The organism is Hymenobacter coccineus (assembly GCF_001816125.1).
In the GTDB taxonomy this organism is placed as follows: domain Bacteria; phylum Bacteroidota; class Bacteroidia; order Cytophagales; family Hymenobacteraceae; genus Hymenobacter; species Hymenobacter coccineus.
This window is the reverse complement of record NZ_MDZA01000099.1, coordinates 1-25,333: the sequence shown is the minus strand read 5'-3', so window position 1 is coordinate 25,333 and position 25,333 is coordinate 1. Positions and strand designations below refer to the sequence as shown.

Sequence of the window (25,333 nt, the reverse complement as noted above, 5' to 3'; positions counted from 1 at the left end):
GTTGGCCTGATTGGTTGCGGGCTAACCAATTAGAGCAAGGGCAGCCGGTGGGCAACTTCCTCCTTGCCATTAGCTTAAACGCTATGCCTAGAAGCTGCTAGCCGCCACACGGAATAACCTACGGCAGGGCTTATAATTTCTATGATGGCATTTTATTAATTTTTAATGGTAACCTGGACATAACCCTCTTCTTTCTAACAGCGTAAGGGGCACACGTTTACTTCATTTTATTATATGAAACACCCCTTCTATCGAGCAGCTCTGCTTGGACTTACTGCCTTGACGGCCATCCCAGGTGCGCAAGCGCAGACGGCCGACCGCAAAACGGCTATCGGCCTGCACGCCAACGCCACGCAGTACCGCGGCGACTTGGGCAACGCCTTCTGGAAATGGGACAACATGCCCTACAGCGGCGGCCTCGACGTCACGCAGTACGTCGGCCGCTGGCTCGACGTGCGGCTGGACCTGGACTACACCCGGCTGCGCTTTCCGCAAAACGAAGGCACGTTCAACAGCACGGGCCAGCGTTTCAAGGCCCAGGCGTACCAAGCGGGCTTGGGCCTCAAGCTGAAGGCTCCCATCAAGGACAGCTTCTTCCTGCACCCCTACCTGCTGGTAGAGCCGCAATTCTCGTGGGTGCTGGCCGACCGCTACGCTACCCCTACGGGGGCCAACAACTTTAACCGCTTCGGTACCTTCGGGGGCCAGGTAGGCGGCGGTCTAGACTTCCACTTGGGGGAGTCGGCTACTTTCTACGTGCAAGCCACCCAGGCCTACTTGCAGGCCGGCGACGACCGTCTTGACGGGGTGAACAACAACGCCACGACGTTCTGGGACAAGCACGACCGCTACATCCAACTCACGGCGGGTGTGCGGGCCAACATCGTCAAGGCCAAGGACACCGACGGCGACGGTGTAGCCGATAAAAAAGACAAGTGCCCCAACACGCCGACCGGCGTGAAAGTGGATGCCACCGGCTGCCCCCTCGACACCGATGGTGACGGCGTGGCCGACTACCAGGACAAGTGCCCCGATGTGAAGGGCCTGGCTGCCCTGCAAGGCTGCCCGGATGCCGACGGTGACGGCGTGGCTGACAACGACGACAAGTGCCCCAACACCCCGGCTGGCGTGAAAGTGGATGCCACCGGCTGCCCCCTTGACACGGACGGCGACGGCGTTTCGGATGACAAAGACAAGTGCCCCAACACGCCCAGCGGCGTGAAAGTGGACGCCACGGGTTGCCCCGTTGACACGGACGGCGACGGCGTGCCCGACTACCAGGACAAGTGCCCCGACCGCGCCGGCCCCGCCAGCAACCAGGGCTGCCCCGAGATTCCGGCTGAGAAGCGCAAGGTGCTCAACGAGGCCACGAAGTACATCAACTTCGACTTCAACAAGGCCACGCTGAAGCCTAGCTCGTTCCCACGCCTGCAACAAATGGTGCAGATCATGAACGAATACCCGGATTACAGCCTCAGCATTGCGGGCCACACCGACAGCAAGGGCGACGACAACCACAACCTCGAGCTCAGCTACGACCGGGCCGCCTCGGCCCGCACCTACATGCTGAGCAAGGGCGTGCCCGCCGAGCGCATCGAAGCCCGCGGCTACGGCGAAACCAAGCCCATTGCCGACAACAAAACCGCCGCCGGCCAGGCCCGGAACCGCCGTGTGGACTTCGACCCTTACCTGACGGGCACGCCTAACGCGGCCGAAACCAAGTACGGGCTGGCCCCCACGGTGGCCGACCTGCTCCAGCAAGGCAAAACCTCGCCCGCCAAAGCGACCCCGGCCAAAAAGAAGGCCCCGGCCAGGAAAGCCCCGGCCCGCCGCAAGTAGCGCCAGTTGCCCTTCTGCTGACAAAACGGCCCGCCCGCCAGCGGGCCGTTTTTGCTCGCAGACCAGCCAACTCCCGGCCGGGCCGGGGTTGGCGTAGCTACCCCTCATTTTCTTACCCCCCTCTCCGCTATGAACCCTTTAGTTGACATTCGCCGCCTCGACCAGAGCCTGTGGCTCGACTTTATCAGCCGCCAGGTGCTGACCAATGGCGAGTTGAAGCGTCGCATTGCCGAAGACGCGCTGCGCGGCGTCACGTCTAACCCGGCCATTTTTGAGAAAGCAATCGGCGGCTCGGCCGACTACGACGACATCATCATCGCGCAGGGCCGGCAAGGCAAACTGGCCGAAGAAATTTACCAGGGCCTAGCCGTGGCCGACGTGCAAGCGGCCTGCGACCTGTTCCGGGCGTTGTACGACAGCCACGACAACAGCAGCGACGGCTACGTGAGCCTGGAAGTGTCGCCGGCGCTGGCCCACGACACCGAGGGTACGCTTGCCGAAGCCCGGCAGCTGTGGCAAGCCGTGAACCGGCCCAACGTGATGATAAAAGTGCCCGCCACGGTGCAGGGGCTCCCCGCCATTCGGACGCTCATCGCAGAGGGCCTCAACGTGAACGTGACGCTGATTTTTGGGCTGGAGCGCTACAAGGCCGTGGCCGAAGCTTTTGTCTTGGGCCTCGAAGACCGGGCTAACGCCGGCCAGTCGCCGGCCGACATCAACTCGGTCGCCAGCTTTTTCCTGAGTCGTATTGACGTGCTCCTGGACCCCCTGCTGGAGAAAATCGCGGCCCAAGGGGCGGAGCAAGGCCCCCTGGCGCAATCGCTGGTGGGCGAGGTAGCCATTGCCTGTGCCAAGCAGGCGTACCAGCTCTACAAAGAAATCTTCGCGGGCCCGCGCTGGCAGGCCCTGGCCGACAAAGGGGCCAACACGCAGCGCCTGCTATGGGCCAGTACCGGCAATAAAAACCCGAATTATGACGCGCTGAAGTACGTGGAGAACCTCATCGGGCCGAAGACGGTGAACACCGTTCCGCTGGAAACGATGGACCTCTTCCGGCAGCAAGGCCAACCGGCCGACCGCCTGGAACAAGGCCTCGATCACGCCCGCCAGGTGCTAACGGACTTGCCCAAGCTCGGCCTGGAACTCGATGCCCTCACCCAGCAGCTCGAAGACGAGGGGGTGCAAAAATTCAACGAGCCCTTCGGCAAGATGCTCGCCTTGGTGGAAAAAAAGCGCCAGCAGGCCTTGGCTTCCGACTAGCAGCCGGCTTGATTACCCCACCTCCCACCTGCTTATTTCCCCATTTTTCTTTTCTGATGAACAACTCCTCCAAATCCCCTGCCTACGGCGACCCCCACCCGCAGCCGACCGAAGCGCCGCTGCTTGACCAAGCCAAGCAGGTCGTCTCCCCAGGCAGCCTGACCAGCCTGCTCGACAAGCTGCCCCAGTCGGTGAAAGACAGTGCCGGTAAGGCGACCGCCAGCTTCCACAAGCTCAGCACCACTCAGAAAGTCATCGGTGGCACGCTGTTGGTGCTGCTGGTACGCCGGCTTACGCGCGGCAGCAAGCCCCACAAAAAAGGCCCCAAGCATAAGCACAAGGCGGAGGCCGGCACCCTGCACGAGCTGCTGCACTTCGTCAACGACCGGGTGGAAGGCTACCAAAAAGCCGTGCAGGAAAGCCAGGACCCGCAGCGGCGTGGCTATTATCAGCAGCTGGTCAGCCAGAGCCAGCGCTTTGCCAGCGAACTAAACGACCAGCTGCGCCGGCTCGGTGGCGGGCAGGAAACCAGCACCACGCTTAAGGGCAAGCTCTACCGCCGCTTTATGGCAGCCGCGGCCGTTTTCACCGGCCACGATGAGCAAGCGGTGCTGGCCAGCAACCTCCACGGCGAGCAGTGGGCCCTCAAAGCCTACGAGGAAGCCCTGGACGACCACACGCTGCGGGGCCCCGCGCGCCAACTTGTGGCGCGTCAGTTTCACCAGTCGCAGCAGACCTACCAGGAGTTGAAGCGCCTGGCAGACTAGCCTGTCAGCTAGCCCATATGAGACGCCGGGCAGCCTGCTTACCAGCAAGCTGCCCGGCGTTTTAGCTACTGCCAACCGCGGCCTGCCGCCGCCCCTGTCACTCAATCCGGGAATACCAACCAAACACCCTACTACCCTTACGAATAAATCGCCTGACACTGCCCTGAACAGCACAACTTTATTTGCGGCCCTGGCCGAGCTGGTGGGCACCTTTTTTCTCACGCTCGCGGCGCTTACCGTGGCCGCGCCTACCACGGCCTACGCGGTGGGCCTGACGCTGCTCGTGCTCGTGTACGCCATCGGCGGCCTTTCGGGCTGTCACATTAACCCGGCCGTCACGGTGGGGTTGGTGGCCAGCCGCCGCTTCCCGCTGGTAGAGGGCTTGCTTTACGTAGGGGCCCAGATTGCCGGGGCCTTACTGGCCCGGTTCGTGGCGGGGGCGGGCCTGGTCGGCCACCTGGCCGGCGGCTACCGGGCGGGCAGCGCGGGCGCGAGTTCATCGGGTTTGGCATCCTAATGCTGGCCGTAGCGGCGGCCACGGAGAAGAAAGTGACCAAGGCGGGCAGCGGCCTGGCCGTCGGCGGGGCCCTGCTGGCGGGCTTGCTGGTGAGCGGCGGCGTGCTGAATCCAGCGGTGGCCATCGCAATGGGCTTGGCCGGGTCGCCCGCCGTGTGGGCAACGTTGCTGAGCGGCGTTGCTTTTGGGCTACTTTTCTCACTTTTTGAGCCGGCGAAACCCCCTAAAGTGGAAGAGTAAGCATCCAGGCCCAGGCCTGACTTCCCGCTCAGCTCACAATGGTGTAGGGCAAATCAGTCAGCGCCTTTTTGGGACCGGGCAGGTCCACGCCCAGAGTCTCCGGCACGCTCACCCGGATTGAAGAACAAGAGGGTAGCGACGAAACCCGGATGCACGACCAGGAATTTGGGGCCCCGGCCCCCACTACCCCCGCGCCCCATGCTGGCCGCGCTACCAATTAAAAGCCTGCAGCTACCTAGCAGTGCTACCGGCCCGCAGTTGCGGGCCGGTAGCACTGCTTCTTAACTTGAATCCCGCTGTACAAGGCGGTTTTATCCCACTCATTTGGCAACCTTCGTCATGCTGAGAACCTGCTTGCTATTACTAAGCCTGCCGCTGCTGGTGCGGGCGCAGGCTACCCCGCCGAGCGAGCCCTTCGCGCTCCGGCATACCTTTTTTGCCGGGGTGCAGCTGCCCCTGAGCTACACGGCTGGCTACCAGGCCCAGTTCAGCCGCCGCTTTTCGGCGCGGGTGCAAGGCGGGCTAATTGTGCCGCCCTTCGACCGCTATACGATAAAAACATTGGAGGGCTTTGGGCTTGACCACCAGCTGGGCGATGCCATCGACCGCTCGTTTCAACGGGGCACCTTGCTGAGCGTGGGCGTCAATGTGCACGCCAACTCGCCCTGGTACGCAGGGTTGCTTGGGCAGTACGTCCACCTGACGGCCGGCCCCATCACGCCCGCCGATGGGCTGGGCTTGTACTTTAAGCGCGACTTTTCGGCCTTCGGCCTGCTGGCATCCCCGGCCCTGGTCTTCGAGATGCAATCGAACCTGTGGCTCGGCGGGCTGCGTATCGGGCGGGCGTTTCTGTTCACCAACTCGCACTTTGGCTTGAACCTGGAAGCCGGCCTGGGCAAAATCTTCGCCACCCGTAACACCTTCGCGTCTAATCGCTCGCTGGTAGACGCGCTCGGCGTGACGCAGCAGCTCTACAGCGACCTCGACCACGAAGTTGATAGCAGCCTGCGTAAAAACGGTTACCTGCCCACGTTGGACGTACTGCTGACCTACCGGCTGGACGGTCGACCCTAGCCCGTTGGGCGGGTTGTGCGTGGGAGCAGGAAGAGGCTGGTGCCGCCGCCCGGCGGCCCGTACCATACTCATTTATAGGTGGCTAGCGCCTCGCAAAAAATCACCTGAACAAGACCTGAGTAAGGCCGACAAAGGAAACGAGCAGGTCAGCAGCAATGCCCCCAAAAGCAGAGCGCGCACCGACTATGCCCTAGCCCCGGTGGAAGCGTTCATCAGCCAGTGAACCGACACCCGCGACTAGGTGGGCGTGCCGGCGTAGGTCCATCCAGCGCAACTCACTAAGTAATAAAGGGGCCCTCAACAAAACAAGGTAGTACAGGCTTGGCCTTGTCCATTTTTTTAATTTAACCAAAACGCTAATGAGCCCCCAAGCCGGACCTTGGATCGAGCAGTAGCGCCCGGCAAGCGGAGTGGTGCGAAAGGGTCGATGTCTACCATACCGACTCGCCCAGGGTGCATCAGGTATTTCGCGCCAGTAACCTGCATAAGTTCATTCATACAAACGCGACGACTCCGGTGGGACTATAAAAGCACTCTTATTTAGCTCACGACGCCAAAGGCCCCGGCTCTTTTTCGGTGCCGGGGCCTTTGGCGTCAAAGACGCTTGGACTCAGCCTTAATGGGTGGCGGGGGCCAGCCCACCGCTGCGCAGCACGGCTTTGAGGCCAGGCTTGCCCACGAAGGGCACGGACTGGACGGAAGCAGCGGACGCGGGCGCCGCAGCTGAATCGGCAGCAGTTGGCTTAGCGGTTACCGCCGGGGGCAGGGAAGCTACGGCAGTGGTCGCCACGGGACTGGCGTTGCAGGCGCTCACCAAGAGGCCGGCGAGTAAGGCGGGTAACTGGGGAAGCTTGTGCATAGCTGTTGGTAATAAAAACGGGGGAGAGCGAGCAGGCGGCGCGGCTAGCGCGCGGGTGAAGTGCCGCACCACGAACACCAGCAGCAGGCCGCTGAGCACCTTTTCGGTGGTGGTGAGGGCCTTGAAGCGCGCCAGCAGCTGCGTGCCGGTTTGCTGAAGCGAAGCCGGCACGCCAGTCAACGCGGCCGGCAGATTAGCCAGCGCGGTGGACACAGGCGAGGGCCCAGCCTGGCCGCTATCCGGCGGGCGGGGATTGGTCGGCGGGCGCGTGGCCGCCGGTGGGGCCGGCCCCGCGCAGGGCGGCTTTGGCGCCGACGGGGGAGCCGGGAGATTGGGCGTGGCTCAAGCGAAAAGGGGAGGTAAGAAAATAAAAAAGGGATAACGGAGGAATAGGCTAGGCGGGCGAGGAACCGGGGAAGCTTGGCAAAAGCTACGATGGGCGGAGGCCCTAGGGCCGGGTCGGTGCGCCACCCAGCGAGTCACGGCGGGTGACGCGGCTATTGAGGAGCTGGCGGGCGGTCACGTCCTTCTCAACGTTCACGTAGTTGGGGCTCTTGATGGTGGCCCCCAGGAACTTTACGCTCGGGCGCACGGCGATGGTGACGCGGGTGGGCTGGCGGTTGCGGTCGGCCAGGCCCAGGGCAAAACCGCCGAGGGCTTCGGCCCCGCCGTTGGCCACCACTTGGCGGGCGTCGGCGCTGATGGGCAGCGTGACGGCGGCCGACCTGTTGCCGGGCACCTCAATGCGCTGCGTAGTGGCGCCGGTGGCGATTTCGTTGCCATCCACCAGTACCTTATATTCCAGCACATTGAGGGCCGCCAGGTCCTGGTTGGGGTTGGTTACTTGCAGGTTCACCCGCATGTTGAGGGGCAGGGAGCCCGTGCCGTAGGCAGCCAGGACGCGGGCGCGGTCGGCCCCGCTCAGGTCGGCGGCCGAGCGGACGTTGGTCACGTCCACCCCACCCAGGGTGGCCTGCTCAATGGATTGCAACGCGAAGGTGCAGTTTTGAAAGTTCTGGCCCTCCTGCTGCTGGCGGCTGATGCCGGCGCAGTTGGTGAGCGAGAAGCTAGGGCCGAGCAGCGTAGCGCTGAGCAAAAGCAGTCCCAAGGGCCGGGTAAACGTGGGGGTGGTCACGGGAAAGAAAGGAACAGGAGGGAGAGCAGGAGGGCATCATCAAAAAATGGGCTCCCCGCACAGCGAGGAGCCCATTTTTAGGCACTTTAAGCGATGGCATTGCGGCGTGGTGCAGCCAGCGAGTCGTCGTAGGGCGTGGCCCGCCGGCCCCCGAAGGCCGATACGGCGGCTCCCAAGCCCAGACCCAGGGCAGCCAGCAGCGCGGCCTTCGACAGGCCCGAGGCAGCCGCATCGGCTACTTCCCGGGCTTTGAGGGCGGCGGCATCCTTGGTTTCCTTGAGCTTGGCTTGCGCCTGCTTGGCGGTCGCAAGCCAGTTGTCTACTACTTGCTCCGACTCGGCGCGGCTCTTGCCGGTGCGCTTCATCACCACGTTCACGGCCGCGTCGCGGTCGGCGGCGTTGCCCAGGTTATCGGCTTTGCTGGTCAGGTTGTCGATTACCTGGTCGAAGTTATTGCCCGCGGCTTGCGGGTCAGCGGCGCTCTGGCCGGCTTCGTTTTTGGCGGTGGCCAGGGCTCCTTTGGCCTGGCGCTCCAGTGCCTCGGGGGTAAGGTCGGCCTTGCCGGTCTGGCGCAGCAGCAGGCGGGCCTGGTGCTTGAGGTCGTTGAGGTCAATGCCCTGGTCTTTCAGCTCGCCCTGAATGGCCTTGCCGGCGGCGGGAGCTGCGGCGGCGATGCCGGAGCCCACGCCCGACAACGCCCGGCCGGCTACGCCCGTCACGCCGCCGATGATGCGGCCCACGGCGGTCGTGAGCAGGTAAAACGTCAGCAGCGTGACCACACTCCAGGTCAGCAGGCCGTGCAGCAGCCCATCGGTGCGGCGCGGAATGCCGGCCAGGCGGCTCGCCACGGTGGCCCCGATGTAAAGGGAGCCCAGCATGGTGACAAGCCACCAGATGGCGGCCCCAACACCAATGCCCGACGTGGGGTTGTTTTCGGTGAGCGGGTCGATGGTGCCCAGGCCGATGCCCAGGCCCAGCAGGCTCAGCGAAAGCTGGATAACCAGCGCCAGCAACGCCCCGGCAAATACGGCGCCCCAGGAGATGCGCTTGACGGCGGCCGTCAGGCCAGCCGGCGCAGGTGCTGCGGGCACCGCGCCGTAGGCCGGCGCGGAGTCGCTCATCGCGGTGGTCGTGCTCACCCGGTTTGAGTCGTTAGTAGAAGGGGTCATAGCGAAAAAATTTAGCTGAAGCCAACGCCTCAACAGTGAGAAAAAGCGCTCTGATGAACGCAAAGAGAATGCGCTTACGCCCTGATTTTGGGAAGGTTATTATTTTCTGGCATAACCTCTACCGTATAAGGGCAACGTCAATCGTCGGGTGTCGAGCCTTATAATTCAGCTAAATCACTTGTCCGCGCTGCCCCTACGGCTACGTGATGGGCTGCCGCTGATGCACCCGCGCCTGCTTGAGGCCGAACACCAGCAGGCCTGCGCCGAGCACGAACAGCCAGTCGAGGACGAAACGGCCCAGCCCGGCGGCGGCCAGCGCCGGCCGGCCCACCGCCAGCGCTGCGCCCACCAGCGCCGCGGACGGAATGAGGGCCTGGGGCGATGAGTGGCCCGGCCTGGAAGCTGCGCCGGAAGGCCGCCAGCATCAGCACGCCGGCCACGGCCCCCGCGCCGGACACCAGCAGCTCCATCGGGCCGGGGTGGCGCAGGTGCTGCACCTCGCCGTTGGCCGCCAGCGCGGCGGCGGTGGTTTCGCCGGCCGCTACCAGCCCGTAAAACGTGAGGCCGGCCGCCAGCACCAGCACGGCATAGCCAGCCAGCGCCGAGCGCAGCCCGCGCCAGAGCAGCGGCCCGCGGCGCAGCACCAGCGCGAGCGGCACTTTGGCCAGCGGGTCAAAGCCGGGGGCGATGATAGCCGCGGCCGTAAAGGCCACGGCCTGCGGCACGGGTTCGGCCACCAGGCCCACCGCACAAATAAGGCCGCCCAGGGCCATCAGCAGCAGGTAATTGACGCCGACGCGGCCCTGGTGGCGCAGGCCGCTTTCCATCTCTTCCCAGATGGCCTCGTCGCGGTCGTTGTCGATGGCTTCGTGGTGGGCGGGCACGATGAAGCTGGCCACCTCGCTGGTAACGATGCTCAGCGCCTCGCCGGGCACGGCGGCCCGCACGCGGCGCAGCACTTCGTCGCCCCCCCGGTTGAGCACGTGCACGGTGAGCACGTCGCCGGGCGGCTTTTGCGACGCGCCCCGCGCCAGCGTCAAGCCGATGACTTCGGGCAGTTCCGCCAGGCGCGGGCAAAGGGCATCGGTAGCGGTGGCGGGTACCGTGATTTCAAACGTGCGGTGCATAAAACTTAGGTCTACCGGGGCCGGCTGCGCCGGGGCCGCCGGCCAGCTGAAAAGCTTGCCAGCAGGGCCAGCGGGCTTTCCCTTGCAAGATGAACAACGGCGGAAGCAGCCGCGCAGCCCCATACGAGGCCAGGGGGCTTATGTTGGGTCACAAGGGCTTACGCAGAGGCCATTTCGTATTTAAAGCGAATATTTTTCTTGAATTAGTTTTATTTTCAGCTGCCTGCCAGCGGAGATTTGTGGTGGTTTTACAAGGATATCGTTCTTGTTGTTAAGTCATTGTGCGGATTAATGTTGTGAGCTTGCCGTCCCATCAGCTGGTTGGTAGTGGCGATTATTTGGGCGTTGCTCCAGAACCCCAGCCGGCCGGCGGCGTACTAGGCCGGCCATGAATACACCGCCCGAACCTAGGTCTGCGCTTACCCGATCTGCTGAGGAGTTAGCCGTGCCCGAGCTGGTCATTCCCGTACTGGTCGAAACGGCGACCGTTACCCGCGAATTGGTGGAAACCGGCCGGGTGCGCCTCACCAAGACGGTGCAGGAAAAAGAAGAACTCGTGCCCCTCGACCTGCGCCACGACCAAGTGCAGGTCGAGCGGGTCGCCATCAACCGGTACCTGCCCGACGAGGCCCTGGCCCCCGAACCCCGCCACGAGGGCGACGTACTGATCATTCCCGTGCTGCGCGAAGTACTCGTCAAGCGCTTGCTGCTGGTCGAAGAGTTGCGCGTGACCCGGCAGCAGCACACCACCACCGAAGTGCAGCGCGTGGTGCTGCGCCACGAGCAAGTGCAGGTCGAGCGCTTGCCCCCCGCCGGGGCGGCCAGCCCGGCCACTCCCCCGACTTTCCAGCCCTAGCGGCTGCCGAAGTGTTCCAATCCCCCTCTTTCACTTTCTTTCGCTTAAACCAGATGCAAACCGTCGTAGGAATGTTCGATACCGCTGCCGAAGCGCAGCAAGCCGCCCAACAACTCGCCACCGCCGGCTTCGGCTTGGAATCCGTGGACGTGTCCAATGCCCGCTCCGGCGGGGACACCGGTGCTGCCGGTAATTCGGATTACCAAAACACCAGCGGCACGGCCGTGGAAGGTGCCGCCGACGCCGCCGGCCGCACCGCCGACCAGGCGGGCAACGCCCTGAGCAACGCCGCCCGCCCCGACCGCGACGCTTCGGACTACCGCAACACCAGCGGCACGGCCGTCGAAGGCGTGGCCGATGCGGCCGGCCGCACCGGCGATGGCATCGCGGGCTTCTTCAGCAACCTGTTTGGGGGCGACGACGACACCACCCAGCGCTACAGCCACGTCGCCCGCCAGGCCGGCTCCATTGTGACGGTGCATTGCAGCACGCCCGCGCACGCCCACCAGGCCGCGGACATCCTCGACGCGGCCGGCGCCGTGAACGTAGACGAGCGCGCCGCCGCTACCGGCTACCAGGGCCAGGCCAATAGCCTCGCGGGCACCACGCCCACGAACCAAAGCACCGACGGCTTGAAGGCCGAAGTGATTGAAGAAACGCTCCAGGTAGGCAAGCGGGTAGAGCAAACCGGTGGGGTACGCCTGCGCTCGCGCATCGTAGAAAAGCCCGTGGAGGCCAGCGTGCGCCTGCGCGAAGAGCGCGTAGTAGTAAACCGCACCCCCGTCAACCGCCCCGCCACGGAAGCCGATTTCACCGCTTTCAAGGAAGGCCAAGTCGAACTGACGGAGTCGGCCGAGCGCGCGGTTGTGAGCAAAGAAGCCCACGTAGTAGAGGAAGTGAGCCTGGGCAAGCAGGTGACCGAGCGGGAGGAAATCGTCCGCGACACGGTGCGCAACACCGAAGTAGACGTGGAGCAGATTCCCGGCACGACCACGAACACCATCACGCCAAAGAAGACGGATTATTAGTCGTCAGGTAGTTATAAAAAAAAGGCAGTCGGAATTCCGGCTGCCTTTTTTTTATAACTGAGCAGCGCAGATGCACAGCGTTCGACTAGCCTGGTCAGCCCGAAGCAGTAAGTAGCCCCTAGGTGCCAAAAAAGCCCCGTTGCGCTAGTAGCAGGGCTTCTTCGATTGCTGGCAGGTAAGGCGCGGCTCTGGCCAGCAAGCCGGGCGGACAGCTTGCCAGCAAGAGCGGCGGCCTAAAACTCAGACACGCTTTCGGGCTGCTCCTCGTCGCCGCGCACGAAGGCCTGCACCATGCCGTCGGCCGATACTTTGATGGCCGTGCCGAAGGCGGCCAGCGTTTTGGTAGCGGCCCGCCGCCCGCCGCCCGTGCTGCCGCCATCGATTTTGATGATGGCCCCGACGGCCAGCACTTCGCCCTCGTAGGTGATGATGGTGGCCCCGTCGATGCCCACCATTTCCTTGCGGGCGATGCGGTCCAGGTCCTGAAAGGGACGGCCCCGAATCAGGCTGCTCAGCGTCTGGCTTTTGAGGGAGGTAGGGCTCGCCAGCAGGTCATCGCGCTTGATGACGCTTTGCACGCCGCGGCCGTCTTCCACGACAAGCCGGGCCACGTCGGCCAGCCGTACCACCGCGATGCACCCGCCCGTACGGGAAAACGACACGTCCAGAATGGTCTCGTACACCGCCTTGCGAACCTCCAGCGACCCCCCGGCCAGGGCCGCAATGGTCGAGCCGTGGTTGTAGTAATTCCAACTATTGTTCATCTTGGAGAAGAATAGCTTCTGGTGCTTGAATATCAGTACCTGGCTATTGTCGGTGCGGGTGAAGCATACCCGGTTATTGTCAGCGTAGTTGGAAAACGACACGAAGCGCCACGGTGCAAAATTGTTGTCGACGACGGCGTCGGTGCTGAAATTGACGTAATCCACCAAGGCGCCCGACGCGGAGAGTACCAGCCCGCTCTCCACGCTATTGGAGAGCAGGGCCGAAAAATCGGTGGCCAGCACCTGCCCAATGGCCGGGTGGGTGGCATCAACTTCCTGCTTGTTGTTGAAATCGACGACAATGCTGAACGTGGGCCGGCGGCCCTCGTAGGTGCGCATAGACCACGACTCGAACCCATCGAGAATGTCGATGAGCATGGCGGTGCTGGCCGGGGCCAGGAACTTGCACACGCCCACCTCAATGGCGTACTTGATGACCCGCGTGCGGTACGGCAAGGTCGTTTTGTTGTAGTTGGCGACGATTTCAGTGATAACTGCTTCCGCCAGCCGGGCATCGTCGGGGTTGAACACCTGGCTCCTTTTTATTTCCACTTGGTACGCCGCCGTTTCGGTGGGGCTGATACGCATCGTCTGGCCTTTGCCCTGGAGGGTAATCTGCTCGGCTCCGGCGGGCTCGTGCACCACTTTCACCACGGTAGCGCCCGCCAGCACGGGGCAGATGTACTGCTCCACGACGGTCGCAAATTCTTTCTGATTCATAAGGGATTGTCAGGAGTAGCCGTACTAGCACGCCGCTCGCCTTACGCCCAAAAGCCCCGCCCCGTTATGTGGGGTAAGCAGGAGTAAAGCTTTAGGTAGGTTGGCAGCTGAAAAGTATGGGCTACTTCAGCGGTTACGTTCCGTGCTGCGTAAGTGCGGACGCACGGTGTTTTACCCTTTCTCATGAGCCTTCTGCTTGAGCTTGCGCAAAATTATTTTCTGGGCAGTACCGGCCGCCAAGCCAGCCTGGCTTTTGACGAAAGTGAACCGGGCGTTCGGGCGGGCTTGCGCAGCGCGGTGCCCTTGGTGCTGGGGTACTTGCTCGTGCACGCGCAGCGGCCCGGCGGGGCGGCCGAGTTGGCTGCCCACGCCCAGCGCGCGTACGGCTCCGGCCTGCTCGGCAACCTGAACGAATGGCTGACGGGCTTGCCCAGCGGCGCGGCCCCGCCGGAGAAGGCGCCCGCTGGCCAGGATTCCGACCTGCTGCGCCCGATGCTGGGGGGGGACTACCCGGCCGCCGTGGCCGGCATCAGCCAGCACGCCGGCGTGCGCCCCGCTACCGGGCGCCACCTGCTGCACGTCGCGCTGGCCGTGGGGCTGGCCCTACTCGGCCGCCACGCCGCCCAGCAAAAGCTGGACGCGGCGGGACTGGCGAGCTACCTGGCGAGCCAGCGCGACGACATCCGGCACGCGGTGCGCCATCTGCCCGGCGAGGTGGGGGGGGCGCTGCTGGACTTGTTGAGCGGCCCGCCGCGCGTCACGGCCAAGGTCGTGATGCAAGCCAGTAACCCGGTTGACCGCCCCGCCGCCGTCACCGAACGTGCTGCCGGGCTACCCCCTGCGCCCCGTGCCGCCCGCGCTGACCTGGCCCCGGTAACGGCCGCAGGGGGCGTGGCCGGCCGTACGGGTGCGCCCACCGCCGATCCTTACCTGGAAGAAGACCTTGCTGGCCAGCCCATGGCCGCAGCAGGCGCGGCTAGCAGTACGGGTCAGCCCATCACCAACCCCTACCGGGAAGAAGTCCCCGCTGGCCGGCCCATCGCCGCCGAAAATCGCTTGGGCAGTCGCCCCGCGCTGGTGCGCCCGGTAGCCCGGTCCGCCGCTCGCCCGTCCCGGCGCTGGCCCTGGCTGCTCGCAGTACTGGCCCTGGCGGGGGCTGGGCTGGGGTACGTTGGGTGGGCAGAATTCGCGCAAACTGACCCGGCTCCGGTGGCCTCGGCGGCGACTGTGCCGACTCCCCGCGGGGGCGTGCCCGCGACCGACCGCTACGAGGCCGCCAGCGACACCTACCGCTACAGCCCCGGGCGGCCCGTGGTGGTGCAACTGCCCACCGGGGACCAGTTGCGCGTGGGGGAGAATACGGCGGAAGCCCGGTTATTTTATTTGCTCACGGGCAGTCCCAAGGCGCAGCCCGGCGACGCGCAAGCCGGTATCCGCCTCGACCAAGTGAATTTTGCGGCGGGTACGGCCAGGCTCCCGGCCACTGCCCGGGCGCAGCTTACGAACCTAGGGGCCGTGCTTAAGGCCTTTCCCCGCGCCCGGCTCAAGGTAGCGGGCTTCACTGACAACCAGGGGCCACCCGAAGCCAGCGTGTTCCTGAGTGCCAACCGCGCCAACGCTGTGCGCAATGCAATAGTGGCCCAGGGGGTAGCGCTCGTCCGGGTAACGGCGCAGGGGTATGGCCAAGCGCAGCCGCTGGCCAGCAACGACACGCCGCAGGGACGCGCCCAGAACCGCCGCGTGCACCTGCTGCTCACCAAAAAGTAGCCGGCGGGTGCCGGGCTGTCCCGAGCAGTGCTGTTTACGATGTTGGCAGTCAGGGCTCCGTACCCATCTTTTTAGCACTCGGTTGACTGATTTGAAACCTCCTTTGAGTCAGTTTTTTAGCTGAGCGCACACTAGGCTTGAGTTCTGCAATAGCTATGGTGAACTGCAACACGTACAAGCGGAGCTTATAACGTCCTATGTTTGAGCGGAAGCTTAAACTTGGGTTTTCGTTGCGACAGGAAGGAATAAGATTCCTTATAACGGTGGGCGTCCGAGCCCGTGATAAATGAGCATCCCTTCCTGTTCTACGGCCACTTTGGACAGTTCCGTTAGGCCACTAGAGCCTGTATTAGGATTGAAAAAGCATGCTGTGGAACGCACGAGAAAAGTATTCCATCTTTTCCCTTTGGTCTATGACTACCACGCAACCAGTTGTCGGAATAGATGTTAGCAAAGCCACCGTAGCCGTGTGCCACCAAGTCGGGGCGCACCTGCAGCACTTGGAAGTGGCCAATACCCCAGCAGGGTTTCGGCAACTGGTGCGCTGCGGCGGGGCGGCGAGCCTGTACGTGCTCGAAGACACTGGCCCCTACTACCTGGCCGTGGCCTACCACCTGGTCGCCGCGGGTGCCCAGGTAGCCGTGCTCAATCCACTCGTCGTCAAGCGCTTCATTCAGATGCACCTGGACAAGGGCAAGTCCGACCGCAAGGATGCCCAGTGGCTGTTGCGCTACGGCCAGCAACAAGCCACCCCGCGCTGGCAACCCGAGGAAGCGGTGCTGGTGGAGTGTCGCCAAGTGGAACAGGTCGTCGAGTTGCTTATTCGGCAGAAAAAAATGGTACACAACGCGTTGGAAGCCCTGCAAGCGCAGCCCGTCGTCAGCCCGGCAGCCCGCGCCAGATGATGCTTCGCTTGGAAGACCAAGTGCAGCAACTTGAAACGAAGCTATTGACGACGGTAAAAGCCCGGTATCCGCCTGAAAGGCACCTGCGCTGCTCCATTCCCGGCATCGGCCGCAAGACAGCGGCTTACCGGCTACTCTTCGCTGGCGGTTTCACCAGCTTCGAGAACTACCGTCAACTCATTGCCAAGGTGGGCCTATGCCCCCGCGAGTTCAGTTCGGGCACGCGTGTGCGCGGCAAAGCGCGCATCGCGAAGATGGATGGGGCACTGATTCGCAGTAAGTTATTCAGGTGCAGCTGGTCTGCCCGCAAAGCAAACGGGGCTTGTCGGGCACTCTATGACCGCCTCGTAGCGAAAGGCAAGAATGGCAAGCTCGCGCTGGTTGCGGTTTGCAATAAGCTGCTCGAACAAGCGTACGCCATCGTCATCTCAGGCGTACCCTATCAAGCTGATTTTACTAAAAAAGTAGCTTCCTCGCTTGCTTTTTAACACAGTTCATTTAACAGTTGACGTTTGCAACATGTAAAAACACCAAGTCGAGCCTTGCCAGTGCTCTACGAACGCTTTCTTTACCAATTTACCTCGGCCAATTTGGTGAGGGAAGCCGTCATTTTGGCCATCAAGTAGGAATAGTCCCCGCGTACCCGGTCAGCGGCGGTCACACCAAACGTTGTGGCAATGGGTGCCCCGTGGAACTGGGTATTCTCCGCTGGGTCCAGCGCCCATGTGACGCTTAAGCCCGCGGGCGCAGTGGTCACCAGTGCGATGCGGACGGTATGCACGGTCCCCGCCGCTGCGTCGCCCGTGCGCAGGAGGCGGTAGCCCAGCTTGCGTTGGTTGCGGGCAAAGACGTCCGCCACCAAGGCTTGCACGCGGGCGCCATCCACCGAGCGCGGGGAGGGGGCGAGGACCAGCCGCAGTACCGTTTCCGGCGCCGGCCCGGCCGGCGCCCCATCGCCTGCCAGAAAGCGAAAAATGTCGGCATACGTCTTCTGGAAGGACTCGCGCAGGGCCTGCGGGTGCTGAACCAGGTCCTCCAGGTTTTTGAACTGGGTCTCGACGCGGTAGACTTCGCGCTGGCCGGCCGCGTCGCGGAGTACGGCCGTGTGAGCGTATTGGAAAAGGCCCGGAAACTGCCCGCTGGGCGTATGCTCTACCCGCCCTTCGAGGGAAAACGTGTATTGGTACGACCGAAGGGTGTCCAGGGGTACCCCGTAAGCCCGGCTCAACGAGTCCAGAACCTTCCCATAAACGGCCGCCAAGGGGGCGTGTGGCCCTGGAAAGTCTTTGGTCACGTGCAGCGTAGTTGGCTGAAACCCCACCAACGCTTGTCCTACCACCGCTCGGGGAATCAGCCCCAAAAGAAGAGCGGTTCCCGCAGACACTAAAAAACAGGAAAACGGTGAGCGCATCGCAGAATAATTGTGGAAGTCTGCTAAAGATAAGGCCGTGCACCGGCCTGTGAACGAATAGCCTGTGGTAGTGCCACCCCGCCAAAGTACCGCGCCGGCCGCGTTCCGAAAGGCAGCCTAAAATGGCACGGATTCCAAGAGTGCGCTTATAACACGCGTGGCTGTTGCAAAAGTCAAGCGAGGGCTTTGCACGATGATGTCAGCGGCCAACTCAAGCGCGCAGATGGATGATAAAGCTGCTTTCGGGAAGTCCTGCTACCGGCTACCATCGCTTGTCGGATGAGGGTGGGACTTTTGCAACAGCCACACTTATTATGTTAAGGGACAGAACCCAGACGGGGGAGGGACTATTTCTGCTTCCCCACTGCCCCTAAAATCCTGTTTGCCCAGGCCCGAGAAAGCACCTGGTGGCGAGTTTACGAAACTCATCCCTTCGGCGAGTTTTGTAAACTTTGAATCGTAGACGAGTTTCTTAAACTCCCCCAGCCCTATTGAGGCCAGCTGGCCACCAGGTGCCGGGCTGATTTCTGCCGTTCACGGAGTGGAGAATTAAAGTTTCTTGTCGAAGCGCCCTTGCGTGACTTTGATGGTATCGCAGCCCGGTTTGTAGAGGGTAAAGGCGAACGTGCCCGCGATGATGCCCGCGTTCAGGTCCAGCCGGGTGACCGTCAAGGTGCCCGCGCGGTAGGTCAAGGCCGGAGCCTCTTCAAACTCTTTGCACAGGGTCTGTTGGCCGAGGTCAACGAAAAAGGCTTCGCGATTACCCTTCAGTACGAAAGGATAGGCACCCGGCTTTGCAATCTGCCCACCGCCGAAGATGATGTACTGCCCAGGCGACGAGTCATCTGGATAGCGATAGGTGCGCACCTGCAAACTACCGCCATCGTAGCCCGGGTCGTACGTGACGATAAAATTTGGTCGACTATAGTAGCCTTTCGGCGTCCAGGGCTGGCCGTTGAGTAGGCAGCCGAAGGTGTTGGCCCCGGTCTGGGTAGCTGAGGGCAATTGGTCTACCGGGGCGGGCTCGTTCTTCTTGCACTGGCTCAGGCCCAGTAGGGTGGCCAGCAGCAGGGCAGTGATGCGGCTATTCAGGGGCATGGCGGTAGAGGTTGGGGGGGGAAGGAAACGGGGGGTAGTGCGCGAAGCCTGCGCACGGCAGGTTCGCGGAAGGACGTACAGTTCATTCAGGAAAAGGGTCCTCTTCTAAAGATCAGCTGCAGCTGCAGTTGCTGCTAACCCGCCTGCGCGCCGGCGATACCCTGGTAGTCTGGAAACTCAACCGCCTCGGCCGCTCACTCAAAGACCTCGTGACGCTGGTGACGGGCTTTCAAAAAAAGGGGTTCATTTCGTGAGCCTTCACGACCACCTGGATACGACCACGGCCCAGGGCCGGCTCGTGTTTAACCTGTTTGCCTCGCTGGCCGAATTTGAGCGGGAATTGATTCGCGAGCGTACCCACGCGGGACTGGCGGCGGCGCGGGCGCGGGGCCGCCAGTCCGGCCAGCCCAAGTGCCTGTCGAAGGCGGCGCTCTCAAAAGCACAAGCCGCCAAAACGCTCTACCTGCAAGACAAAACTGTGGCCGAAATCGGCAAGTTGCTCGGCGTAGGCCGCGCCACGATTTACCGTTATCTCGGGCACCTGGGCATCCCCACAGGTGGCAGTTAGACGTCAACTGGGGCTTAGCGTAGTTTTACGCGCCGTTGTAACAAGAACCCCCGCTTCGACCCGCGCACCGGCCGCGCCGTGAACGGCAACCTGGGCGAATACCTGGTGCCCACCTGCGCCGACGCGCCCGATATTCACTTGGAGCTACTCACCCCCGACCCCTGCATCAGCGAGCTGGGCGCGCGGGGCCTGAGCGAAATGGGCGACGTGGGCACGGCCGCCATCACCAACGCCGTGTTTCACGCCACCGGCCTGCGCCTGCGCAGCCTGCCCATCACGTCCGACAAGGTGCTGGCGGGCTAGCTTAGGAGCTACCGGAAAACAGCCCGCAATCTACTGGTAGCGCTCATTTGGCGTTGGCACCATGCGCCGGAACGAGCCTGTTCGGTAAAGCCAAAACGGGGACTTACCACGGGCAGGTGGCCGGCGCGGGAAAGTACTCTTCGCTGACAAACTGACCGGTAGGTCCGTCCGCGTCCAGCAGCGCGTATTTCACGATGCGCTGCCCGGCCTCCTCCACCGTGCTGGTGCCCTGATGGCCCGTGAAGTCGGTTTTGGTGTAGCCGGGGCACACGGCGTTGACCTTGAAAGCGGTATCGCGGAGTTCGTAGGCCAGGTCAATGGTGTACATGTTCAGGGCTGCTTTCGACGACTGGTACACGGAAGGCCGGAAGGCGAACGTATCGCTATAGAGTTCGGCGGACAGCGCCAGGGACGCCATCGCGGTGCTCACGTTGACGATGCGCGGCTGCGGTGAGGTTGACAGCAGGTCGAGGAACGCCTGCGTGACCCCGGCCACGCCGAATACGTTGGTTTCAAACACGGCACGGAACTGTTCCAGCGTGGCGTGCAGGGCCGGCTGGGGTAGCCCGCCCGAAATGCCGGCGTTGTTGACCAATACATCCAGAACCGGCGTCTTTGCGCCAATCGCCGCTCGTGCCGCGCGGATGGAATCCGGATTGGTGACATCTAATTGCACGGCTTCGAGGGTAGTAAGCCCAGTAGCAGTGAGCTGTTGGACAGCGGCCTCCCCATTTTCTAGGTTACGGCTGCCGAGGTACACGAAAAACCCCTGTTGGGCGAGTAGTTTGGCGACTTCCAGGCCAATGCCCTTGTTTGCGCCGGTTACTAAGGCTGATTTCATCTGTTGCATCAAGTGAGTTTAGGAATAAAAAAGACCCGTTGGAACTCTTCCGGCCGGGTAGCTCGGTGTATCTTTTAAAGTTGGCGGCCTCCGGCTGGCCTAGCCAGCGGCCAGCCGGGGGCCGGGCCTCTGCCCGACCAGGGTGGTTGGGGGGTAGCCGAACTGCTTTTTGAAGGCAACAGAAAAATGCGCCAGGTTCTCAAAGCCGACCTCCAAGTACAGCTCCACAGGCTTGCGCCTTTTTTCCGTTAGCTGGTAGTGGGCCAGCTTCAGCCTTTGCTGCGTGAGCCAGCGTTGGGGGCTCAGGAGAAAGGCTTTTTTAAAGTCGCGCTTAAACGTGGTCAGGCTGCGGCCGGTCAGGTAGCTGAACCTGGTCAGGGGGAGATTGAACATATAGTTCGCCTCCATAAACTCGACCAAGTTGACTTTTCCCGGCTCGGCGAAGTCGGCCAGCACCCCGTCGCTCCGCTGGTCGAGGCTACGCAGTACCTCGATGGCCTCCGTTACTTTCCCAGCGAGGAGCGTGGCGGGCAGGCGGTGTTCCAACTCCAGGTAGGGCAGCAGTGAGGCGAAGAGACTTTGCAGGAGTGGGCTTTTTGGGAGCAACACCAGCCCGCCGGCCGCCGCCGGGGCGGGCAGCGGGGGCTGCTGCGCGTAGTACGCCCGCACCAGGGCCGTGGGTAGCGTCAGCATCACGGCTTGGTAAGCAGCGCCGCCTTTCGGATACTTCAGCAGCGTTGCCGGCTGGTTGCGGGGCAGCAGGAGCGCGTCGCCTGCGCCGCAGCAGCGGGTGCGGTCGGCCTGCACCACCTTCAGCTCGCCGGCCAGCACCCCAACCAGCACGTTGTCCTCAAAGGACACCTCCCGCCCGTAGCGCCGGTCGCCGTGGCAGACCACGACCATTTCCGCGTGGCGGTTTAGCTGCTTGATGTTCATGGGGAAAGGCGGTTGGCTAGTTGTCGGATTGCCTGCTTGGGCAGGCAGCGCCAGTTGACTATGCAAAAGTAGGCAGCCGTAAACCGGGGCACTTTGCTCAGAAGGCCGAAGTTGCTTTGCTTAGCGGTCCACCCGCGCGGCTGGCCGCTACGCGCTTACTCTTTCTTCTCGGGTGTTAAATGTATTGTTTAGAGCGCAGCAAAAATTTCGCTCACATTCTTAAAATGCCCACTCAACGGCCGCAAGTGCGATTCTTCGCTGCGCTCTGAATGACGGTCTTCTGCCATTTTAAGACCCCAAAGGGAATAGTTGGCCTTTTCGTAGTAGCGGGGAAGTAAACTTGTTCTAAGAAAAAACGCTATGCTATAGGTAGTTTACGTAGGAGAGGCCTGCAACTACTTGCGGTAGCGTTTGACCCTGGGGAGGCTGATGATAAGTGCCACGCCAATGTGGGGATTACCTTGGCAACTATTCGACCTGTTTTCAACCTCTGCTACCTCAAACAGCTTAATAGTGAGTCTCAAAGGACCCCAGGCGCGCCTAACCGGCCACTGCCCCGCCGGAACTATCCAACCCCGGCTAAGGTGTGTACTTGGTAGGGGGTTGTTTCAAAAAATAGCAGAGCGTACCAAAAGTAAAACATAGCTGTAGAAGCACCAGAGACGCTTTTGCTTGGTTGGATGCTACCTTGCCCTACCCTCATTTTTAGTTGGGGACTTCCACTTTAAGCGCGCTAAACGTTTCCGGAGAGTCTCCAGGCTTAGTTACTGATTGACCTGCCCCAGCCCCACGTATAAGTCCTATGCAGATAAGCAGTCGATTTTCCGTGGCCGTGCACGTGCTGACTTTGCTGGCCGACAACCCGGCCGGCGAGTTGCTGACCTCGGACCGCTTGGCCGGCAGCGTCAACACCAACCCGGTGGTCATTCGCCGCATCCTGGGGCAGCTCAAGAAAGCGGGCCTGGTGGAAGTGCGGGCGGCGGCCGGCGGCACGTACCTGCGCCGCGACCCGGCCACCCTCACGCTACTCGACGTGTACCGAGCCGTGGACGTGGTGGAGGGGGCGCTGTTCAGCGTGCACGAGCACCCCAACCCGCACTGCGCGATGGGCCGCCACATCCAAGCCGCGCTCGACGGCACGTTGGCGCGTGCCCAGGCCGCGCTGGAGCGGGAGCTGGCCGCGACCACGCTGGCGCAAGTGGTGGCAAGCGTACGCGAACCGGTCGGCTGATTTTTTGTCATCTATTGTAACGACTTTGGTTACAATAAAAAATTTGTCTCTACCTTTGGCCTGCCGCTAGGCGGTTCCCTCATTTTACTACTGCTCAAACTCATGAAAATTATTCTTTTAGGTGCCACTGGCTTTGTTGGCACCGCTCTCTTGACCGAAGCCCTCACGCGGGGCCACCACGTCACGGCCGTCGTGCGCGACCCAGCCAAACTCACTACTACCAATGACCTGCTGACCTTGGTGACGGGTGACGCGAACCAGCCCACGCAACTAACCCAGCAGCTGGCTGGCCACGACCTGGTGCTGAGCGCCTACAACGCGGGCTGGAGCAACCCCAACCTGTACCAAGACTTTCTGGCCGGCTCCCGCGCCATTGAGCAAGCCACCGCGCAGGCCAGCGTGCCGCGCCTGGTAGTAATTGGCGGGGCTGGCAGCCTTTTCATCGATGGCCACCAACTGGTGGACGGGCCGCAGTTTCCGGCTGAGTACCGGTAGGGGGCGAGCGCCGCCCGCGACTACTTGAACGAGCTGCGGCAGAACGCGCAGCTGGACTGGACTTTTGTCAGCCCGGCCATCGAGATGCACCCCGGCATCGCCACAGGCCGCACCGGTCAGTACCGCCTCGGCACCGAAAGCCCGGTGTTCGACGCCGCCGGCCGCAGCTTCCTCTCGGTGCAGGACTTGGCCGTGGCCGTGCTCGACGAAGTAGAAAAGCCGCACTTCCGGGTCGCGGGCTACCCCTACGCTGCCCACTTCGGCCACTACCTGCGCCTGCTGCCAGCGATAAAGCAGTTTGGGGCTGCTGCCCAACTGCTGCGCGGCGGCCTGCGTGCGGCGGCTTTCACTGGCCAGGCGCAGGGCCGCTGCTTTGAACGCATCATCGTACTTACGCCGCTTATCTGGCGCGGTCTTGCTCTTTTTTGCAGTCATGACAGCAGGAATATACGTCCTGCTTCTGTCCGGCCTAACTAGACCACCTCAGTATGCTTTTAATGCGCCTAATTTACTCAAACCCCTGTGTGCTGACCCGCGAACCGCTCTAGTACCGCCTCCCTTTGCCCAAGGGGACACCAGTCGTAACGAGGCCCGGGCTACCAGCTTACCCGAAACCATTTTAGTAGGCGGGGGGCGTTGGGTGGGGTTGGTTCGGGCTCCACGCGGACGCGCAGGCCGCGGGCGGGCTGGTACCGGCGCGCCAAGCCGGTGAGAATCCCCCGCTCGAACTCGGCCGGGGTCGGGGTGAGGCAGCGTACCCGCGCTTCGTGGGGACCCAGTTCATCTACCTGGTAGTACCCGATGTTTTGCCCCCGGATGTTGGCCCGGCACGCCTGTTCCAAGGCCGCCAAGGCGTCCGACAAGGTGTGCAGGTTGGGCGGCCAGACGCACAGGTCAATGGCACGCAGGCCAGCGGCATAGATCGTGTCTTCCCACGTGCGCTGCTCCAGGTCGGCTAGCACGTCCAACCACGCCTGCAGCGGGTACCACTCCTCGGCTTGCGGCTGGGCGGGTAACCCATGCTTGGTCAAGAGCTGCGTGCCGATGTGGGGCACTAGGCAAGCCGCGAGCACCAGTTGAATCGTGGCCCCGTTGACTTCAGACGACGCCTCAAAGGCCAGGTAGGGGTGGGACATAAACGATTGGGCGGTGAGCGGGTGCACGAATGTACATTGCGGCTCTGCTATTCGCACAGGTGGTGGACAGCTCCCAAACTGCTGCCGTACGTATCATGAGCGTGGAAACCACGCCGTAAAGGTGGCGCCGACGTCTATTTAGCCTGTTTGGCTCTGCATTTTGATGCGCCCGCCGGCATTCCCGACCATGCGGTCGACCAAGTAGAGCCCCACGCCCGAGCAGTAAGCAGCCCGACCTGTATTCCCACAAAATTTTGGGGGCCTACCTGCACCCGGACCCGTCGGTGCGCGGTACACTCGCCGCCCTGCAGCAGGCCCTGGCGGCTCGCAAGTCGCTACCTATACTGCCCACTTTACCTGCCTGTAAAGTCCAATTCAGATTGCCAGCCCGACCCGTAAAGCGCAGGCCGGATTATTTATTCCACCTGTATAGCCATGGCCGGACGAGGCAGTCTAACCTAATTGGAGCACTGCAGCGCAATGCCCGCTAGAGCCTGTTATGAACTTGCGGCGTGTCGGGCGAGCATGATGCAGGCGAAGACGACGAAATGGAGTTGCTGCAAGCTGACGCTGAGTCGCTCGTAGTCGCGGCCCAGCCGCCGAAAGCGACTGAGCCAGGCAAAGCTGCGCTCGACGACCCAGCGCTTGGGCAAGAGGACAAAGCCGGTTTGGCCTTCGGGCTTCTTAACCACTTGCAGGTCAATGTCGTGCACAGCTGCGGCGTACTCGGCCTCCTCGCCCGTGTAGCCTTGGTCGACAAAGCCTACGGTCACCGTCTGGCCCGTGATTTCCTGCACCTGCCGGCACAACTCGCCGACCTGCGCCCGCTCCTGCTCATTGGCCGGCGTGATGACCACGCTCAGCAGCTGGCCCAGCGTATCGACGGCGATGTGCGCCTTGCTGCCCTTGCGCCGCTTGGCCCCGTCCCAGCCCGCCCGCTGCCCGCTCTCGGGCGTACTTTGCAACGTGCGCCCGTCGAGTACCACGACCGAGGGCGTGGCCGCCCGGCCGAGCAGTACCCGCTGCAACTCGTTCAAATCGTGCACAATAGACTCGAATATGCGGGCATCTCGCCAGCGCGTCCACTGCTGATAGACCGTCGCCCAGGGCGGCAGGTCGCCGGGCAGGTAGCGCCACGGGCAGCCCGTGTGGGCCAGGTAGCGCAAGGCGTTGAATACGTCGCGCAAGGCGTAGTCGCGTTGCGGCGCGTCCTCGCGCATCAAGCACAGGTACGGGGCCACGAAGGTCCATTCGTCGTCTTTTACATCGCTGGGGTAAGCCATACCCC

At 62.7% G+C, this 25,333-nt stretch carries 26 protein-coding genes and 2 pseudogenes; 16 read left to right on the top strand and 12 right to left on the bottom strand.

Features of this window, described 5'->3' with window-relative positions:
- Nucleotides 1-234: 234 nt before the first annotated feature.
- The 6 genes from BEN49_RS30445 to BEN49_RS07325 all read left to right on the top strand — a co-directional run bounded on the left by BEN49_RS30445 (nucleotide 235) and on the right by BEN49_RS07325 (nucleotide 5,696).
- A complete protein-coding gene (locus BEN49_RS30445; RefSeq protein ID WP_083325871.1) occupies nucleotides 235-1,839 on the top strand; it encodes an OmpA family protein in 1,605 nt (534 codons plus the stop codon).
- 129 nt (nucleotides 1,840-1,968) lie between these two features.
- The gene (gene tal / locus BEN49_RS07345) at nucleotides 1,969-3,099 is read left to right on the top strand and encodes a transaldolase (protein ID WP_070742404.1); all 1,131 of its coding nucleotides are present in this window, start codon (nucleotides 1,969-1,971) and stop codon (nucleotides 3,097-3,099) included.
- Nucleotides 3,100-3,155: 56 nt separating this feature from the next.
- Complete coding sequence (locus BEN49_RS07340) at nucleotides 3,156-3,866, top strand: ferritin-like domain-containing protein (protein WP_070742403.1); 711 nt, start codon at nucleotides 3,156-3,158, stop codon at nucleotides 3,864-3,866.
- Between the two features lies 1 nt (nucleotide 3,867).
- The gene (locus BEN49_RS30860) at nucleotides 3,868-4,383 is read left to right on the top strand and encodes an aquaporin (RefSeq protein ID WP_083325870.1); all 516 of its coding nucleotides are present in this window, start codon (nucleotides 3,868-3,870) and stop codon (nucleotides 4,381-4,383) included.
- Nucleotides 4,383-4,622, top strand: a complete 240-nt coding sequence (locus BEN49_RS07330) for a hypothetical protein (protein ID WP_070742401.1) — start codon at nucleotides 4,383-4,385, stop codon at nucleotides 4,620-4,622. The genes BEN49_RS30860 and BEN49_RS07330 overlap by 1 nt, the downstream gene beginning before the upstream one ends.
- A gap of 339 nt (nucleotides 4,623-4,961) precedes the next feature.
- Nucleotides 4,962-5,696: a hypothetical protein gene (locus BEN49_RS07325; RefSeq protein ID WP_125916604.1), complete on the top strand. Its 735-nt coding sequence runs from the start codon at nucleotides 4,962-4,964 to the stop codon at nucleotides 5,694-5,696.
- Between the two features lie 616 nt (nucleotides 5,697-6,312).
- Here the strand turns inward: BEN49_RS07325 and BEN49_RS07320 are convergent.
- From BEN49_RS07320 to BEN49_RS07305, 4 genes are all read right to left on the bottom strand, one after another.
- The gene (locus BEN49_RS07320; RefSeq protein ID WP_125916602.1) at nucleotides 6,313-6,768 is read right to left on the bottom strand and encodes a hypothetical protein; all 456 of its coding nucleotides are present in this window, start codon (nucleotides 6,766-6,768) and stop codon (nucleotides 6,313-6,315) included.
- A 235-nt stretch (nucleotides 6,769-7,003) separates the two neighbouring features.
- Nucleotides 7,004-7,690, bottom strand: coding sequence for an LEA type 2 family protein (locus tag BEN49_RS07315; protein ID WP_070742398.1), 687 nt, complete (start codon nucleotides 7,688-7,690; stop codon nucleotides 7,004-7,006).
- Nucleotides 7,691-7,776: 86 nt separating this feature from the next.
- Nucleotides 7,777-8,859 carry a hypothetical protein gene (locus BEN49_RS07310; RefSeq protein ID WP_125916599.1) on the bottom strand — a complete coding sequence of 361 codons (1,083 nt, stop codon included), beginning with the start codon at nucleotides 8,857-8,859 and terminating at the stop codon, nucleotides 7,777-7,779.
- Nucleotides 8,860-9,017: 158 nt separating this feature from the next.
- Nucleotides 9,018-9,986 carry a DUF389 domain-containing protein gene (locus tag BEN49_RS07305; RefSeq protein WP_070742396.1) on the bottom strand — a complete coding sequence of 323 codons (969 nt, stop codon included), beginning with the start codon at nucleotides 9,984-9,986 and terminating at the stop codon, nucleotides 9,018-9,020.
- A 445-nt stretch (nucleotides 9,987-10,431) separates the two neighbouring features.
- On the opposite strand from BEN49_RS07305, the gene BEN49_RS07300 reads away from it, so the two are divergent.
- Both BEN49_RS07300 and BEN49_RS07295 read left to right on the top strand, forming a co-directional pair.
- Nucleotides 10,432-10,842 carry a YsnF/AvaK domain-containing protein gene (locus tag BEN49_RS07300; protein ID WP_070742395.1) on the top strand — a complete coding sequence of 137 codons (411 nt, stop codon included), beginning with the start codon at nucleotides 10,432-10,434 and terminating at the stop codon, nucleotides 10,840-10,842.
- 53 nt (nucleotides 10,843-10,895) lie between these two features.
- Nucleotides 10,896-11,870 carry a YsnF/AvaK domain-containing protein gene (locus BEN49_RS07295; RefSeq protein ID WP_070742394.1) on the top strand — a complete coding sequence of 325 codons (975 nt, stop codon included), beginning with the start codon at nucleotides 10,896-10,898 and terminating at the stop codon, nucleotides 11,868-11,870.
- 233 nt (nucleotides 11,871-12,103) lie between these two features.
- On the opposite strand, the gene BEN49_RS07290 is transcribed toward BEN49_RS07295, so the two are convergent.
- Nucleotides 12,104-13,354, bottom strand: coding sequence for a hypothetical protein (locus tag BEN49_RS07290; protein ID WP_070742393.1), 1,251 nt, complete (start codon nucleotides 13,352-13,354; stop codon nucleotides 12,104-12,106).
- Nucleotides 13,355-13,537: 183 nt separating this feature from the next.
- Between BEN49_RS07290 and BEN49_RS07285 the strand changes: the two genes are divergently transcribed.
- The 3 genes from BEN49_RS07285 (at nucleotide 13,538) to BEN49_RS07275 (ending at nucleotide 16,514) form a co-directional block, all read left to right on the top strand.
- Complete coding sequence (locus tag BEN49_RS07285) at nucleotides 13,538-15,121, top strand: OmpA family protein (RefSeq protein ID WP_070742392.1); 1,584 nt, start codon at nucleotides 13,538-13,540, stop codon at nucleotides 15,119-15,121.
- Nucleotides 15,122-15,534: 413 nt separating this feature from the next.
- Complete coding sequence (locus BEN49_RS07280) at nucleotides 15,535-16,026, top strand: IS110 family transposase (RefSeq protein ID WP_158022781.1); 492 nt, start codon at nucleotides 15,535-15,537, stop codon at nucleotides 16,024-16,026.
- A gap of 8 nt (nucleotides 16,027-16,034) precedes the next feature.
- Nucleotides 16,035-16,514 carry a transposase gene (locus BEN49_RS07275; RefSeq protein ID WP_070742390.1) on the top strand — a complete coding sequence of 160 codons (480 nt, stop codon included), beginning with the start codon at nucleotides 16,035-16,037 and terminating at the stop codon, nucleotides 16,512-16,514.
- 80 nt (nucleotides 16,515-16,594) lie between these two features.
- On the opposite strand, the gene BEN49_RS07270 is transcribed toward BEN49_RS07275, so the two are convergent.
- Together BEN49_RS07270 and BEN49_RS07265 are read right to left on the bottom strand one after the other, a co-directional pair.
- Nucleotides 16,595-17,254: a hypothetical protein gene (locus tag BEN49_RS07270; RefSeq protein ID WP_070742389.1), complete on the bottom strand. Its 660-nt coding sequence runs from the start codon at nucleotides 17,252-17,254 to the stop codon at nucleotides 16,595-16,597.
- A gap of 732 nt (nucleotides 17,255-17,986) precedes the next feature.
- Nucleotides 17,987-18,535 (bottom strand): Riean_0653 family protein, encoded by a 549-nt coding sequence (locus tag BEN49_RS07265; RefSeq protein ID WP_070742388.1) that lies wholly within the window; start codon nucleotides 18,533-18,535, stop codon nucleotides 17,987-17,989.
- A 128-nt stretch (nucleotides 18,536-18,663) separates the two neighbouring features.
- Between BEN49_RS07265 and BEN49_RS30855 the strand changes: the two are divergent.
- From BEN49_RS30855 to BEN49_RS07255, 3 genes and pseudogenes are all read left to right on the top strand, one after another.
- Nucleotides 18,664-18,869, top strand: a pseudogene (locus BEN49_RS30855) (recombinase family protein); the annotation flags it as partial.
- A 6-nt stretch (nucleotides 18,870-18,875) separates the two neighbouring features.
- Complete coding sequence (locus tag BEN49_RS07260) at nucleotides 18,876-19,103, top strand: helix-turn-helix domain-containing protein (protein ID WP_369073210.1); 228 nt, start codon at nucleotides 18,876-18,878, stop codon at nucleotides 19,101-19,103.
- Between the two features lie 78 nt (nucleotides 19,104-19,181).
- Complete coding sequence (locus tag BEN49_RS07255) at nucleotides 19,182-19,406, top strand: xanthine dehydrogenase family protein molybdopterin-binding subunit (protein WP_070742386.1); 225 nt, start codon at nucleotides 19,182-19,184, stop codon at nucleotides 19,404-19,406.
- A 103-nt stretch (nucleotides 19,407-19,509) separates the two neighbouring features.
- Here BEN49_RS07255 and BEN49_RS07250 read toward each other — a convergent pair whose 3' ends face one another.
- Both BEN49_RS07250 and BEN49_RS07245 read right to left on the bottom strand, forming a co-directional pair.
- Entirely contained in the window at nucleotides 19,510-20,256 is a 747-nt protein-coding gene (locus tag BEN49_RS07250; RefSeq protein WP_317040407.1) for an SDR family oxidoreductase, read from the bottom strand.
- Nucleotides 20,257-20,346: 90 nt separating this feature from the next.
- On the bottom strand, nucleotides 20,347-21,183 hold the full coding sequence (locus BEN49_RS07245; RefSeq protein WP_070742384.1) for an AraC family transcriptional regulator: 837 nt from the start codon (nucleotides 21,181-21,183) through the stop codon (nucleotides 20,347-20,349).
- 802 nt (nucleotides 21,184-21,985) lie between these two features.
- Here BEN49_RS07245 and BEN49_RS07240 point away from each other — a divergent pair.
- Together BEN49_RS07240 and BEN49_RS29365 are read left to right on the top strand one after the other, a co-directional pair.
- A complete protein-coding gene (locus BEN49_RS07240; RefSeq protein ID WP_070742383.1) occupies nucleotides 21,986-22,414 on the top strand; it encodes an Rrf2 family transcriptional regulator in 429 nt (142 codons plus the stop codon).
- Between the two features lie 102 nt (nucleotides 22,415-22,516).
- The gene (locus BEN49_RS29365; RefSeq protein WP_239691855.1) at nucleotides 22,517-22,909 is read left to right on the top strand and encodes an NAD(P)-dependent oxidoreductase; all 393 of its coding nucleotides are present in this window, start codon (nucleotides 22,517-22,519) and stop codon (nucleotides 22,907-22,909) included.
- 333 nt (nucleotides 22,910-23,242) lie between these two features.
- On the opposite strand, the pseudogene BEN49_RS30850 reads toward BEN49_RS29365, so the two are convergent.
- From BEN49_RS30850 to BEN49_RS07220, 3 genes and pseudogenes are all read right to left on the bottom strand, one after another.
- Nucleotides 23,243-23,344: pseudogene (locus BEN49_RS30850) on the bottom strand (hypothetical protein); the annotation flags it as partial.
- 161 nt (nucleotides 23,345-23,505) lie between these two features.
- Nucleotides 23,506-24,045 carry a hypothetical protein gene (locus tag BEN49_RS07225; protein WP_070742380.1) on the bottom strand — a complete coding sequence of 180 codons (540 nt, stop codon included), beginning with the start codon at nucleotides 24,043-24,045 and terminating at the stop codon, nucleotides 23,506-23,508.
- Nucleotides 24,046-24,542: 497 nt separating this feature from the next.
- Nucleotides 24,543-25,328, bottom strand: a complete 786-nt coding sequence (locus BEN49_RS07220; protein ID WP_070742379.1) for an IS5 family transposase — start codon at nucleotides 25,326-25,328, stop codon at nucleotides 24,543-24,545.
- Nucleotides 25,329-25,333 lie beyond the last annotated feature (5 nt).

What these genes read in the sequence shown, in the direction of transcription:
- BEN49_RS30445 (WP_083325871.1), top strand. Translation starts at nt 235, where the DNA reads ATGAAACACCCCTTCTATCGAGCAGCTCTGCTTGGACTTACTGCCTTG.
- tal (WP_070742404.1), top strand. Translation starts at nt 1,969, where the DNA reads ATGAACCCTTTAGTTGACATTCGCCGCCTCGACCAGAGCCTGTGGCTC.
- BEN49_RS07340 (WP_070742403.1), top strand. Translation starts at nt 3,156, where the DNA reads ATGAACAACTCCTCCAAATCCCCTGCCTACGGCGACCCCCACCCGCAG.
- BEN49_RS07330 (WP_070742401.1), top strand. Translation starts at nt 4,383, where the DNA reads ATGCTGGCCGTAGCGGCGGCCACGGAGAAGAAAGTGACCAAGGCGGGC.
- BEN49_RS07325 (WP_125916604.1), top strand. Translation starts at nt 4,962, where the DNA reads ATGCTGAGAACCTGCTTGCTATTACTAAGCCTGCCGCTGCTGGTGCGG.
- BEN49_RS07310 (WP_125916599.1), bottom strand. Translation starts at nt 8,859, where the DNA reads ATGACCCCTTCTACTAACGACTCAAACCGGGTGAGCACGACCACCGCG.
- BEN49_RS07305 (WP_070742396.1), bottom strand. Translation starts at nt 9,986, where the DNA reads ATGCACCGCACGTTTGAAATCACGGTACCCGCCACCGCTACCGATGCC.
- BEN49_RS07295 (WP_070742394.1), top strand. Translation starts at nt 10,896, where the DNA reads ATGCAAACCGTCGTAGGAATGTTCGATACCGCTGCCGAAGCGCAGCAA.
- BEN49_RS07290 (WP_070742393.1), bottom strand. Translation starts at nt 13,354, where the DNA reads ATGAATCAGAAAGAATTTGCGACCGTCGTGGAGCAGTACATCTGCCCC.
- BEN49_RS07285 (WP_070742392.1), top strand. Translation starts at nt 13,538, where the DNA reads ATGAGCCTTCTGCTTGAGCTTGCGCAAAATTATTTTCTGGGCAGTACC.
- BEN49_RS07280 (WP_158022781.1), top strand. Translation starts at nt 15,535, where the DNA reads ATGACTACCACGCAACCAGTTGTCGGAATAGATGTTAGCAAAGCCACC.
- BEN49_RS07265 (WP_070742388.1), bottom strand. Translation starts at nt 18,535, where the DNA reads ATGCCCCTGAATAGCCGCATCACTGCCCTGCTGCTGGCCACCCTACTG.
- BEN49_RS07250 (WP_317040407.1), bottom strand. Translation starts at nt 20,256, where the DNA reads ATGCAACAGATGAAATCAGCCTTAGTAACCGGCGCAAACAAGGGCATT.
- BEN49_RS07245 (WP_070742384.1), bottom strand. Translation starts at nt 21,183, where the DNA reads ATGAACATCAAGCAGCTAAACCGCCACGCGGAAATGGTCGTGGTCTGC.
- BEN49_RS07240 (WP_070742383.1), top strand. Translation starts at nt 21,986, where the DNA reads ATGCAGATAAGCAGTCGATTTTCCGTGGCCGTGCACGTGCTGACTTTG.
- BEN49_RS29365 (WP_239691855.1), top strand. Translation starts at nt 22,517, where the DNA reads ATGAAAATTATTCTTTTAGGTGCCACTGGCTTTGTTGGCACCGCTCTC.
- BEN49_RS07225 (WP_070742380.1), bottom strand. Translation starts at nt 24,045, where the DNA reads ATGTCCCACCCCTACCTGGCCTTTGAGGCGTCGTCTGAAGTCAACGGG.
- BEN49_RS07220 (WP_070742379.1), bottom strand. Translation starts at nt 25,328, where the DNA reads ATGGCTTACCCCAGCGATGTAAAAGACGACGAATGGACCTTCGTGGCC.